The sequence below is a fragment of the Acetoanaerobium noterae genome (genome assembly GCF_900168025.1).
Classification (GTDB): Bacteria; Bacillota; Clostridia; order Peptostreptococcales; family Filifactoraceae; genus Acetoanaerobium; species Acetoanaerobium noterae.
The window spans coordinates 178067-190801 of record NZ_FUYN01000004.1 but is presented as its reverse complement, the minus strand read 5'-3'; the positions used below and the strand labels follow the sequence as shown (position 1 = coordinate 190801).

Genomic DNA, 12735 nt, shown 5'->3' with positions numbered 1-12735 from the left:
AGCATTATAAGGGGTTTTGGTTAAAAATTCTATATATTTTGAAAATTTCATATAATCAAAAAATAATTTTGTCATAAAAATTTATTTGTAAATGTGTAAAATCAATATTTTAAATATTTATTTATGAATAAAAAAATAAACGCATGATAGCGTTTATAATTTTTATATGGAAATATATGGTTAAAGACTAGCTTTGCTGGACTTCAATATCTTTGAACTTAAAGCTTTTAACATCAAAATATCCTTTATCAGTTATCTTAAGCTCTGGAATAACAGGTAGAGCCATAAAACTAAGGGTCATAAACGGTTCTAGGGTGTGAGGAATATTAAGAATGCTCATAGCGACTTCTCTTAATTTTCTTAAATCCAAGCAAACCTCTTCCATTGATTTTTCGGACATTAACCCAGCAATAGGTAAGGCAAGAGATGCTTTTATTTCATTATTAGAGGTTATGACAATTCCACCTTGTAGGTCAATTAAAGTATTTACAGCAAGCGCCATATCTTCATCGTTGTCACCTATAACTATTATATTATGTGAATCATGAGAAATAGTAGTTGCAATCGCACCATTTTGAAGATGAGAGTTTTCTACTAAACCAATTCCAATATTTTTTGTATTTTTATGTCTTTCAACTACAGCAATTTTTACAACATCAAGAAGCTTATTAGATTTAAAATTGTTATCTTGGTCTAGATATACTCTTCTTGTTACAGATTCAGTGACTATACTGTTTGGTATAATTCTAATTACATTAACAATATCTGAATTCAAGAAGAGCTTGAACTTATCAGAAGTTATTTTATCAAGCTTAACAGTTTTAGTAACATTACTTGTATCTATACCTTGAGTTTCAAATAACGCAGTTTTATTTTCAGCTACTTTTATGCCTTTTTTATAAACGGTTTTTATTTCAAAAGTATTTAAATCATCAAACACTATTAAATCTGCATCGTATCCAGGCGCAATCGCACCTATATCCCTTAAATTATAGCATCTTGCGGGATTTATAGTAGCCATTTGAATAGCAGTAATAGGAGATACTCCTAGCTCTATAGCTCTTCTTACGTTATAGTCTATATGACCTTCCTTTAAGATGTCTTCTGGATTTTTATCATCTGTGCAGAACATACACATATGTTTATTATATTCGTCTACTCCTCTTATGAGAGTATCCAAATTTTTAGCAGCTGAACCTTCTCTTATTGCTATATACATTCCAAGACCAATACGTTCCTGCATTTCTTCTATTGTGCTGCATTCATGCTCTGTTCTAACTCCGTTAATCATATAGGCATTTAAATCTTTACCAGTTAGCTCTGGACCATGGCCATCTATAATTTTACTTTGAGCCATATTCATTTTTTCTAGCATATCAGTATCTCCAGCTATAACCCCTGGATAATTCATTAATTCACCAAGGCCTAAAACCTTTGGGTGATTAAATAGTTCAGAAAGCTTATCTGCATTTAGTTTTGCACCGGATGTTTCGAAGTCAGTAGAAGGAACACATGAAGGGAGCATAAAAAAACCATTTAAAGTAGTTTTTTCAGTGGCATCAAGCATAAATTCAACGCCTTCAATTCCTAAAACATTAGCAATTTCGTGGGGGTCAGCCACTACTGTAGTAGTTCCTCTTGGAACAATTATTCTAGCCATTTGACCAGGAGTGACTAAAGTAGATTCCATATGCATGTGCGCATCTATAAGACCTGGAGCTACGTATGCACCACCTAAATCAATTTTTTCTTTAGCTTCATATGGACCTATTCCTATTATTTTTCCACCATCTATAGCAATATTACCATGGATTATTTTTCCATTAAAAACATTTATAACCTTGCAATTTGTTAGAACCATATCTGGAAGAAGCTTTCCACTAGCAAGCTCAGCTCTTCTTTTTAATCTATCCATTCTATCATCGAAAATCACTACAAAATCCTCCTTAAAAGTTTTCAATTTATGCTATTTTACCACTTTAATAGGATTATAACTAGGGAAATCTGTATTAATTAATTATTAATAATAAAATGACAAATTTTGTATAAGTATATTTTCGAATGGGTATAAATAAAATAAGCTGATATAGCTTCAAATTTATTAGAGGGGGTAAGATTAATGCAAAAAATTTTATTACCAGTTGACATCGAAAAGCTCAGTGACAAAACCTTTAAAATCACTTGCGACTTAGTACAAAAGCTTGATGCATCCTTAGTTATCCTATCAGTAGTTCCTTTTTCTGATAAACATTCACACCCTCAATTATCTAATTTACTGGACATGAAAGATGAGCATTTTGTAGAATATGCCGAGAAGATTGTAAAGGACATTGCTGAAAGATTTAAACTTAAAGACATTGACGCTCAGACCGTTCTTTTGAAAGGAAATCCAGCTGATGAAATAATTAGATACTCTGAAGAAGAGCAGTTTGATTTAGTTATTATGAATACTCAAAACATCAATTCTACAAAAAGATTTTTCGTAGGAAGCGTAACTAATAAAGTTGTTCACAACTCAAATGTACCTGTTCTAATCATTAGCTAAAATAAATTGAAAATAAAGCTTTACAGCGCTTTAAGTGAAACACTTAAGGCGCTTTCTCTTGAAAAAAATAATTTTACATTATTTAAAATAATTTAATTCTGATACTTATATTTATTAAATTGTATAATTATTAACAAAAATATATTATTATATAAAGTAAGAAAATTAAAATAATTTATAAACAGGGGTGTAAGCTCATATAAATAAAATTTATATAAAAAGGGGAGATACTGATATTTAATCAGGAAAATTATGAATAGAGATTATATTATTAAACCAATGAGCAATCTGATTTCTAATGCAAATCAAGTTGATAGAATTCCTCTTTTATCTTTTAACAAAATGATTGGAAATCCAGAAAAAGTAGAAGACTTTCTTGAAATATTTTTTACAGCTGTAAATCAAAATACTTCTAAACAAACAATATGCTTTAAAATGATTGAGAAGTTTGCTTCACCTGAATTTTATTCAGAAGTAATTAAAATACTATCTGGCAAGTGTAACAACATACAGACTCAAACAATTTTTAAATCTACAGTTGCAATTCCAAATGATATAGAATTAGTTAAAGAATCTATACCTATTATTACTTCAAAGATAAGAGAAGTATTTGATGCAGAAGTTATGTATCATGGGGTGTGCTTATTATATAGAATTATTTCAAAATATCCTGAGCTAGAATTAGATTTAGAATCAAATTATATAATTTTAGGAAAAGAAGATTTAGATATATGCATAAAAAGATTTGAAGTTTTGTATATGTGGCAGACAAAAGAACATAGAGGGAAAACCAAGCCAGGATATATAGATAGCATAGAGGAATTTATGGATTTTACATTAAAGTTTATTAAATTTAAATAATATATATGAAAAATAATAGAAAAACAGAGATAATCAAAGAAAAAAAGAGCTTGGATTAGAACCAATGGGAGGAAATCGATATCCTTTAACATTTTCAGTATATATTAGTCTAATCCAAGCTTTAATCGATTTTGCTATTTAACTTGCATGAGAGTATACTTTCATTTGTTCATAAAGCAATTATAAATGGAGGTATCTTAAATGCAGACTCAAGCAATGATTATGACTAGTGAAATTTTAGTTATGTTTGTAATCTTAGTAATTACTGCTATGCTATTTGCCAGAATAAGTGAAGTAATAAAAGTACCAGATGTGGTGCTTTATTTATTGGCTGGAATTATCATAGGACCATCAGTATTAAATCTTGTAAGTATAGACCATTATCCACTTGGAAATCAGTTGATTTTAACCTTTGGTTCAGCTTTCATTTTGTATGAAGGGGGAAGAGAGGTTAAGCTAAGAGTATTAAATGATATAAAAACTTCAGTTTCCCTGCTGTCTACACTAGGAGTGGTTATTTCAGCGGCAGTAGTAGGTTTTGCAGCAATATATATTTTTAAAATTCCAATGATATATGGACTTTTACTTGGTGCTGTAGTAGCTTCAACTGATCCGGCAACCTTAGTTCCTGTATTTAAGAAGATAAAAATAAAAGAAAGAGTAAAGCAAACAGTTATAAGTGAGTCAGCATTTAATGATGCAGTAGGTGCAATCTTAGTTGTAGCTATACTTGCAGTAATAAACTCAGGAACATTTAGCCTAACAGCTAACCTAAAGACACTAGGAGTTATGATTTTTGGAGGAATAGCTGTAGGAGTAGCTGTAGGAGTTTTATTCTCAATTTTAATTTCAGACACAAAATATGGATACTTCCATGATTTTGCACCTATACTTTCACTAGTTACAGTAGCGACATCATTTGTACTAGCTGAAGAGCTAGGAGGAAGTGGCTACATGGCTACATTTGTTACGGGGCTTATTTGCGGAAATAAAAAAGTATTTAAGCTTTGGGTTCCAGAAACTGATTTCGTTTCCCAAATGCATTTTAGAGAAACAGTGGCACTTTTAATGAGAATGTCAATATTTGTACTTCTTGGAACACATGTTGATTTTGTAAGCCTTGCGAAATACTGGCAGCAGTCACTTGTATTTGTATTACTTCTTATGCTTGTAGCTAGACCTATATCAGTATTAATATGTACTTTACCTGATAGAAAAGTAAAATGGTCATCAAAAGAGCTTATGTTTATAATGTGGGTGAGAGAGACAGGCGTTATACCAGCTGCTTTATCATCAATAATCGTAGCTATGAAAATGCCATATAGTGATATCATTTCATCTGCAGTATTTATGACAATACTTGTAACGCTTCTAATACAAGCGAGCACTACAAAAATGTTTGCAGACAAACTAGGCTTATTGGAGCCAAATGAAGATTTTGAAAGAGAAAAGAAACTAAAGCCATTATTAGGCTAATATTATAAAATAAATAAAGCAGTTTTATTGTATAAAGCTCCTGTATTACTAAAAAATAGATTAACTCTATTTTAGTAACACAGGAGCTAACAATAGGCTGCTTTAATTTTTACACATAATAATGTGTCGAGCATATAACAATTTACTTTAGAGTCTCTGGCTCTTTTTTTGTGTAAACTCGTTTACTGTTTGCTTTTGTTTCCATTATAGTATCGTTCATTTCATCAACCTCTTTTAATAAAAGGCTAATTTGTTCTGCTGGTACATTATAATATAGAAACAAATCTTCAAATTTCTTAATAGTTTCATGTAGTTTGTTGCTTATTGTAATGAACTCACTTACATGAGATGAGTTAGCGGCATTTCTAAACTGCTCTACATCTATTTCTATTATATCAATTACGTCATCCTCATTATCATAAGCTTTGATAGGAAGTGGGTAGGGTTTTATTCTTTCTAAGAAATACTTGCCTTTAGCATTTATGTTATATACATATTCTAGTGTCATATAACCTAAATCAAACGATACGTAGCATAATTTGCCACTTACCTGTTTTACATTCGCACCCATTTGAGTTAACTTCATTGCATGCTGAGCAGCTTCTGTGCTAATTATGTATTTTTTCATATTAAGTCTCCCTTCTAGATACTATTTACAATATATATAAGAGCATAAGTTTTATCTTACAAAAAATTTTGTGTAAAAATTCATTTATATATATTTTATACATAAAAAAGTATTAGGTAAATAGTAGAAATTATAATCGAAACAATCATCATAGGGAAACCAATTCTCATAAAACTCATAAAACTTACAGGACGTCCTTCTCTTGCCATTATACCCGTAACAATAACATTTGCAGAGGCTCCGATTATAGTACCATTTCCACCCAAACACGCTCCTAGTGCAAGTGCCCACCATAAAGGATTTGCATCTAATTGTCCAGAAGCTGTCATTGCTTTAATAAGAGGTATCATAGTTGCTACGAAAGGAATATTGTCTAAAAATGCGGAGGCAATTGCTGATACCCACAAAATAGTAAGAGTAGTTACAAACAAATTACCTTTTGTAAGCTCTAGCATTTTTTTTGCAAGATTATCTATAACTCCGACCTCGACTAGACTGCCAACTAGAATAAATAATCCCATGAAGAAGAAAATTGTTGTCCATTCTACTTCGAACAATATTTCCTCGGGATCTATTTTACTTATAACCAGTAGCAGTGCAGCCCCTCCAAGAGCAATAGTTGCTGATTCTAAATGAAACTGAGAATGAACCATAAATCCTAGAATGGTGATAAATAATACTATTAAGCTCTTTTTTAAAAGTAGTGTATCCTTTATAGTTATTGTTTCGTCCATTTTCATTATTTTTTGCTTGTTTTCATCCTTTGCCTTTAAAAAATCCTTATAAATTAGCTTAAGTAAAAATAAAGTTGCTACTGAAATAACGATAACCACTGGGGCTAGATTGACGATAAAGTCCACAAAGCCAAGACCAGTTGCACTCCCTATCATTATATTTGGAGGGTCACCTATAAGAGTAGCAGTTCCTCCAATATTAGCTATTAGTATCTCAGTAAACATAAATGGAATAGGGTTCGTGTCAAGTGTATCAGTGATAACTAAGGTCACTGGTACAATTAATAAAATTGTAGTAACATTATCCAGAAATGCTGAAGAAAAAGCAGTTATAATTGCAAATAAAACAAGTATTTTCCATGGGTCGCCTTTAGCTTTTTTTGCGGCTCTTATTGCTAAGTACTCAAATACACCTGTTCGTTTTAAAATATTAACAATAATCATCATACCTACTAAAAGACCTATGGTATTAAAATCAATGTGCTCTATTGCCTGTTCCTGATTTAAGATACCTAGGATAATCATAACAATAGCCCCAAAGAGTGAGATAGCCGTACGATTGATTTTTTCCGAGATAATAATACCGTAAATAACTAAAAAAATAGTAATTGGTATTGCAGTTGCACTTGCAAACAACACATCACATCCTTATCTGTCAAATTTCAAATATGATGATACCTTCAAAAATGTGAAGTGTCAAATTAGATAAAAAAATAACATCTCTCAAAGTATGAAGTAGCCTATACTTCTTATACCTTATTAAATTTAATTAATGATTTTATATCTAAAGTAGAGAATATAAGTCCAAGCAGGATAATGAAGCCTCCAGTCCACTGAGAGGTTGATAGCTGTTCCTTTAAAATAATCTGGGAGCTAAGAAGTCCAGTTACAGGAACCATAAGTGAAAGAGGAGCTATTTTTGAAGCTGGATATTTTCCAAGAAGTACGCTCCAAGTTCCATAACCAAAAATAGTAGCTCCAAATGCCAAATAGAAAATAGAGAAAATAGAAATTGCGCTAAGAGAAGTTACTGTTTTTAGCATAACATCTGGGCCATCTAGTATAAATGAAAAAATATAAAGAGGGATAGGAGGGACTAAGCTAGTCCATACTACAACACCAAGCATATCGATTTTCTCACCTAATGCTTCAGCTTTGTTTGAAGCGAATTTAAGCACAATATTTGATAGAGCCCAGAAAAATGCAGCCGATAATGTAAGTAAAAGTGCAGGAAGAGGAACAGTAGTGATACTGCCAACATTGCTTGCAATAAAAGCTAGTCCAATAGCAGCTATAAAAAGCCCTATTATTTGTTTTGGCTTTATGGATTCATGTAGAAATAAAAAAGCAAGTAGTGGAGTCATAAATGCTGCTGATTGTAGAGTTATTGAAGATAATCCTGCAGGCATACCTATTTGCATTGCATAAAAAAGACATGAAAATTGACCAACACCTACAGATAATCCGTAGGCGATGGCGTATTTCATGTCTATCTTAGGACGCTTAACAAAAAAGAGAGCAGGTAGTACAAAGGTATATCTAAGTGCTGCCAATAGCATAGAAGGCACACCGTTTAACCCCAATCTAATAACAGTAAAGTTGACTCCCCATATGATGACAACCATTAAAGCCATTACTAAATCCTTCTTTTTCATAAAAACCTCCCAATATTCATTTTTTAATCTTTACTCATCTGTTGAATCAAATTCATCTAAAAAGGAAAAGCTTTCACCGTGTTGTTGCCAGCCTAGAACGCAGTCTAAATTCACATTTTCGGCAGCTTTAAAAATAGATTTATCTACATTATTAAAATTCTTTTTTAGATTAGCAATAAGCTCTTTCATTTCTTTACGTTTACTGCCAGTCTTCTTAGCAGCTACCATACAGGCACAGTTAAGGGGCCAGATTCCATTTGTTTGAGTGAATCTCTCAATAAATACCTCTTCCACATAGTAAAGAGGTCTAATGAGCTCTAAACCTTCAAAATTTGTAGACTTGAGTCTAGGTAGCATGGTTTTAAATGCTCCTGTATAGAGCATATTTAGCATAGTTGTTTCTATGACATCGTTAAAGTGATGTCCTAGAGCAAGCTTATTACAGCCTAGCTCCTTAGTTTTGTTATATAGAGCGCCTCTCCTCATTTTTGCGCACATATAGCAAGGATAGTCTTGGGCTATTTTATCGGCAATTTTAAATATATCAGTTTCAAATACCTTAATTGGTATATTAAGATAGTTAAAATTATCCATCATAAGCTCTCTTATGCTTGGATGATAACCTGGATCCATAGCTATATATTCAACCTCAAAAGGAATCTTGCTGAATTTTTGAAGCTCTTGAAATAATTTAGCCATAAGCATGCTGTCCTTGCCGCCTGATATAGCTACAGCAATTCTATCGCCTGGCTGAATCATTTCGTAGTCATTTAATGCCTTTAAAAATTTTGACCATATACCTTTTCTATAGGTTTTTATTATACTTCTTTCAATTACATCTAAGGGCCTTCTTTCATTAAAAGGCACCAAAACTTCACAACCATTTCCTGCTAGTTCTGACATTTTTACACCTCATCTTTCAACGAAATATTATATCATTATGTCGTATTTTTGTCCCTAAGAAAAATCAAAATTGAATATTCTAAAAACTTTTATAATGGTATAATATAATTCGTACAAAAATAACATTTTATATAAGCAAAACTATACATAGAAAAAGGGGAGCATAATATGGAGTACGAATTTAGGCTATTAACCCATGACGATTACGAGGAAGTAAAAGAAATGTGCAAAGACATATGGGATGGAACTGATTATATGCCATTGGTTTTTCATAACTGGGTTGATGATGAAAAAGGAGAATTTTTCTGTATAATAGACAAAGCTAAAAATAAAATAGCTGGAATTTCAAAGTTTTCTATACTTCCAGAGCATATGGGATGGCTTGAGGGACTTAGGGTACATGAGGAATATAGAGGTCAAAAATTAGCAAGAAGAATTCAAGAATATATGAGTGAATTGGCAAATAAATATCTTGAAGAAGGGAAAGTAAATAAATTAGGAGCCTGTACTCATCTTAATAATGCAGCTAGTCGAAAGATGCTTGAATCCTCAGGCTTTGAATTAGAGCAGCAGCATATGATAGTTATGAAGCCGTATGAAGAGAATAATGCAGTGATAACGACTAAGTCTTTTGTAGTTACTAGGTGGAAGCCTACACTAGAGGAGTTTATGAACTTAGATTATTTTAAATCAAGAGATATGGTATTTCACTGTGACTTCACTTTTATGGATGTAACAGAAGAATTGTACGATATACTTATAAAAAAAGATGCTTTTTGGGAAATAAACGGAAAGAAAGGCATTATCTACTATAAAGTGGAAACCTGCTTTGTGGCTATAGATGAAGATATAGATACTATAGAGATATTTAGCGATTATCTATATCAAAAAAATAAAACTGGATTTACACCATATACTACTGTAAATCTAAAAAAACCTCAGCTATTAGAAAATTTAAAGGCAAATGGATATATTACTTGGTCAGATTGGAAAATGGACTATTTCTATTATCTAAAAAAATAAACAAGTAGTTAATTTTAAACCAACCTAAATTTTGGATGAATTTATGATTTTAGGGTAAATTATCTAAAAAGGAGGTTGGTTTTTTATGTATAAAAACAATATTATTTTAGCTTTAGGCTTAATATTCATGCTGATATTTAGTGCTTGTACTCCCCAAAATACAGAGGATTTGTCTAAAGAGCTCGATTCACTAAAAGATGAGAATAAAATTTTGCAAGAAAAGATTAGTAGCTTAGAAGAGCAATTAAATGAGGACGCAAATAATGAGGCTGGTGCAATGACATCTTTATCTCTAGCTACTAAGGTAGTAAACATATTAAAAGCAAGAGATATGAATGAACTTAAAAACTATGCACATCCTCAAAAAGGAATAAGATTTTCACCATATGCATATATAGATGAAACAAATGATATAATAGTAACTGCCAATGACCTAGAGCCCTACATGAATTCTTCTGACATTTATACTTGGGGAAGCTATGACGGCTCAGGAGAACCAATAGACCTTATTTTTTCAGATTACTATGATAGATTCGTATATAATCAGGATTTTGCAAACCCTCATATTGTAGGAAATAATCAAATAGTTCAAACAGGAAACACTATAAATAATATTGAAGAGGTATATCCAAATGCTCAGTTTGTGGAGTTTCATTTTACAGGATTTGATCCACAGTATACGGGTATGGACTGGACTAGCTTAAGAATAGTGATGGAGGAATATAACTCTCAGCTTTATATCATAGGAATCATACACGATGAATGGACTATATAGTAAATATATGATTTTGACAGGAGAAAAATTACAATGCCATTTAAAATATTAATAATAGAAGATGAGAAAAATATCAGTGAAATAGTAGCAAAATATTTGGAAAAAGAAGGCTATACTACCCTAATTGCAAACGATGGGATAGAAGGTCTTGCCTTATTTAGAGATTCAAATCCTGATTTAGTCATATCCGATGTTATGATGCCTACAATCGATGGATTTGAAGTACTAAGAGAAATAAGACTTATATCAGACGTACCAGTTATTATGCTCACGGCAAAGCAAGAGGAAGTAGATAGACTAAAAGGCTTTGAAAATGGAGCAGATGATTATGTTACAAAGCCTTTTAGTCCCAAAGAATTAGTTAGAAGAGTAATGGTTATGCTAAAACGAACCTATAAAGCAATAGAAGATAAACAAGTGTTAATAGAGGGCGAATTAAAGCTCGACTTGAATAAACAAAAGCTATATAAAAATGAAGATGAAATTGATATAACATCAAAGGAATTTCAAATAATATATGCTTTTTTTAAAAATCCTAGGCAGATATTATCTAGAGAGCAGCTTATAGAGCTTGCATTTAGCAATGATTTTGATGGTTTTGATAGAACTATAGATGCTCATATTAAAAAAATACGTCACAAGATTGAAGAGGATACTAAAAACCCTAAATATTTAAAAACAAAATATGGAGCTGGATATATATTTGGAGGCTCAGATGAAGATTAAAAATCAACTCATTATTATTATAATAGCAATACTTTCCGTAGGGGTTTTAATACAGTCTTTTATTGCGAGTAAATATATAGATAACTACTTTAATAGCTATATAATGCAGGAGTATAATCAAAATATAGCTAGGATATCACTAATAGCTCAAGAGATAATAGCGGATAAAGAAAGCTCAAGTAGTTCAAGACCGATGATGTCACAGATGGCATATAGAAGGACTTTATCGTCGTATATGAGTGACCCTATAGTAGAGATAAATATATATTCGAATCAAGGCAGACTACTTTTCACCTCGAGTGGAGCGATGGGTCAGGGACATATGAACTCTGGAAATAACCAAGAGGATAGTTTGGAGCTTGAGGCAGATATATTTGATGTTTCAAATGATGAAAATCAAAAAATAGGAAATCTTGAAATAATTAGAAATAAAGATGTAAAAAACTGGCAAACCTCAGTGCTTTTTAATAAAGCACTATATAGTGGAGCAGCTATTGCTTTTATATCAGTTGCTATTATTGCGGGATTAATTATTTGGATAGTAAGTGCTAAGTTTTCAAAGCAGCTCATAGACACTGCCTATTATGCAAGTAAAATAGAGCAAGATGATCAGGTCGATATAGCACTTTCAGAAACAGTAGAAATCAAACAAATTCAGTTAACCTTACTAAACCTTGCATCTAGATTAAAACTTAAGACCAAAATAAGAAAAGAAAAAGCTGACAAGCTTTCTCACGAAACTAGAACACCTCTAACTATTTTAAAATCAAATATAGAAGCAGCTATAGATGAAGTGATAGTATTAGATGAGCAAAATCTAAATCTATGCCTAGAACAGATAGATACTTTGTCTGAAATGATGACAAATATTTCAGATATAATAACGGATGATAGTGATGATACATCTGTAGAATTATCTGAACTTGACTTAACAAAAGAAATAAAAAACATTATAAAAAGCCTTAGCTTACAATACTCTAAGAAAAATATTGCGCTTACATCGAGTCTTTCAAACGAACTAGTAATACATTCAGATAAAAATAAAATAAATCAATCAGTGTATAATTTACTCACAAATGCCTATAAATTTACTCCATATGGTGGTAAAGTAGATATTTCAGTAAAAAAACTAGATAATTCTGTTACAATTGAGGTAGCTGATAGTGGAATGGGAGTAAAGCAAGAAGAGTTAGATAAAATATTTACTGCCTACTATAGAAGCAATGAGCATAAAGAAACTCAAGGAGATGGGTTAGGACTTTATATCGTAAGCACAAACATGGTACTTTTAGGTGGGAGTGCTTCTGCTTATATAAATGAAAGCAAAGGGCTTACAGTAAAGCTAGAGATTCCATTAAAACATTGTTGAGAGAAGTAATACCAAGTGGTAAAATAAACTAAATTCAAAT

At 31.6% G+C, this 12735-nt stretch carries 12 protein-coding genes; 7 read left to right on the top strand and 5 right to left on the bottom strand.

Going from position 1 to position 12735, the window contains the following annotated elements:
* Positions 1–187: 187 nt before the first annotated feature.
* Entirely contained in the window at positions 188–1933 is a 1746-nt protein-coding gene (gene ade, locus B5X47_RS09410; protein ID WP_143215800.1) for an adenine deaminase, read from the bottom strand.
* A gap of 186 nt (positions 1934–2119) precedes the next feature.
* Here ade and B5X47_RS09405 point away from each other — a divergent pair, with 186 nt between their 5' ends.
* From B5X47_RS09405 to B5X47_RS09395, 3 genes are all read left to right on the top strand, one after another.
* Complete coding sequence (locus B5X47_RS09405; protein WP_079589882.1) at positions 2120–2545, top strand: universal stress protein; 426 nt, start codon at positions 2120–2122, stop codon at positions 2543–2545.
* A gap of 252 nt (positions 2546–2797) precedes the next feature.
* The gene (locus tag B5X47_RS09400) at positions 2798–3406 is read left to right on the top strand and encodes a hypothetical protein (RefSeq protein WP_079589881.1); all 609 of its coding nucleotides are present in this window, start codon (positions 2798–2800) and stop codon (positions 3404–3406) included.
* 201 nt (positions 3407–3607) lie between these two features.
* Positions 3608–4882 carry a cation:proton antiporter gene (locus tag B5X47_RS09395; RefSeq protein ID WP_079589879.1) on the top strand — a complete coding sequence of 425 codons (1275 nt, stop codon included), beginning with the start codon at positions 3608–3610 and terminating at the stop codon, positions 4880–4882.
* Positions 4883–5024: 142 nt separating this feature from the next.
* Here B5X47_RS09395 and B5X47_RS09390 read toward each other — a convergent pair whose 3' ends face one another.
* The 4 genes from B5X47_RS09390 to B5X47_RS09375 form a co-directional block, all read right to left on the bottom strand.
* Complete coding sequence (locus tag B5X47_RS09390; protein ID WP_079589878.1) at positions 5025–5510, bottom strand: hypothetical protein; 486 nt, start codon at positions 5508–5510, stop codon at positions 5025–5027.
* Between the two features lie 95 nt (positions 5511–5605).
* Positions 5606–6883, bottom strand: coding sequence for an ArsB/NhaD family transporter (locus B5X47_RS09385; RefSeq protein ID WP_330395760.1), 1278 nt, complete (start codon positions 6881–6883; stop codon positions 5606–5608).
* Positions 6884–6993: 110 nt separating this feature from the next.
* Positions 6994–7899, bottom strand: coding sequence for an EamA family transporter (locus B5X47_RS09380; RefSeq protein WP_079589876.1), 906 nt, complete (start codon positions 7897–7899; stop codon positions 6994–6996).
* A gap of 30 nt (positions 7900–7929) precedes the next feature.
* Positions 7930–8802 (bottom strand): tRNA 2-thiocytidine biosynthesis TtcA family protein, encoded by an 873-nt coding sequence (locus tag B5X47_RS09375; RefSeq protein ID WP_079589875.1) that lies wholly within the window; start codon positions 8800–8802, stop codon positions 7930–7932.
* A gap of 168 nt (positions 8803–8970) precedes the next feature.
* Here B5X47_RS09375 and B5X47_RS09370 point away from each other — a divergent pair, with 168 nt between their 5' ends.
* The 4 genes from B5X47_RS09370 (at position 8971) to B5X47_RS09355 (ending at position 12695) form a co-directional block, all read left to right on the top strand.
* Positions 8971–9825, top strand: a complete 855-nt coding sequence (locus tag B5X47_RS09370) for a GNAT family N-acetyltransferase (protein WP_079589874.1) — start codon at positions 8971–8973, stop codon at positions 9823–9825.
* An 85-nt stretch (positions 9826–9910) separates the two neighbouring features.
* Complete coding sequence (locus B5X47_RS09365; protein ID WP_079589873.1) at positions 9911–10600, top strand: hypothetical protein; 690 nt, start codon at positions 9911–9913, stop codon at positions 10598–10600.
* A gap of 33 nt (positions 10601–10633) precedes the next feature.
* On the top strand, positions 10634–11326 hold the full coding sequence (locus tag B5X47_RS09360; RefSeq protein ID WP_079589872.1) for a response regulator transcription factor: 693 nt from the start codon (positions 10634–10636) through the stop codon (positions 11324–11326).
* Positions 11316–12695, top strand: coding sequence for a sensor histidine kinase (locus B5X47_RS09355; RefSeq protein ID WP_159446447.1), 1380 nt, complete (start codon positions 11316–11318; stop codon positions 12693–12695). The genes B5X47_RS09360 and B5X47_RS09355 overlap by 11 nt, the downstream gene beginning before the upstream one ends.
* Positions 12696–12735 lie beyond the last annotated feature (40 nt).

What these genes read in the sequence shown, in the direction of transcription:
- B5X47_RS09400 (WP_079589881.1), top strand. Translation starts at nt 2,798, where the DNA reads ATGAATAGAGATTATATTATTAAACCAATGAGCAATCTGATTTCTAAT.
- B5X47_RS09395 (WP_079589879.1), top strand. Translation starts at nt 3,608, where the DNA reads ATGCAGACTCAAGCAATGATTATGACTAGTGAAATTTTAGTTATGTTT.
- B5X47_RS09355 (WP_159446447.1), top strand. Translation starts at nt 11,316, where the DNA reads ATGAAGATTAAAAATCAACTCATTATTATTATAATAGCAATACTTTCC.
- B5X47_RS09370 (WP_079589874.1), top strand. Translation starts at nt 8,971, where the DNA reads ATGGAGTACGAATTTAGGCTATTAACCCATGACGATTACGAGGAAGTA.
- B5X47_RS09405 (WP_079589882.1), top strand. Translation starts at nt 2,120, where the DNA reads ATGCAAAAAATTTTATTACCAGTTGACATCGAAAAGCTCAGTGACAAA.
- B5X47_RS09380 (WP_079589876.1), bottom strand. Translation starts at nt 7,899, where the DNA reads ATGAAAAAGAAGGATTTAGTAATGGCTTTAATGGTTGTCATCATATGG.
- B5X47_RS09375 (WP_079589875.1), bottom strand. Translation starts at nt 8,802, where the DNA reads ATGTCAGAACTAGCAGGAAATGGTTGTGAAGTTTTGGTGCCTTTTAAT.
- B5X47_RS09390 (WP_079589878.1), bottom strand. Translation starts at nt 5,510, where the DNA reads ATGAAAAAATACATAATTAGCACAGAAGCTGCTCAGCATGCAATGAAG.
- B5X47_RS09360 (WP_079589872.1), top strand. Translation starts at nt 10,634, where the DNA reads ATGCCATTTAAAATATTAATAATAGAAGATGAGAAAAATATCAGTGAA.
- B5X47_RS09365 (WP_079589873.1), top strand. Translation starts at nt 9,911, where the DNA reads ATGTATAAAAACAATATTATTTTAGCTTTAGGCTTAATATTCATGCTG.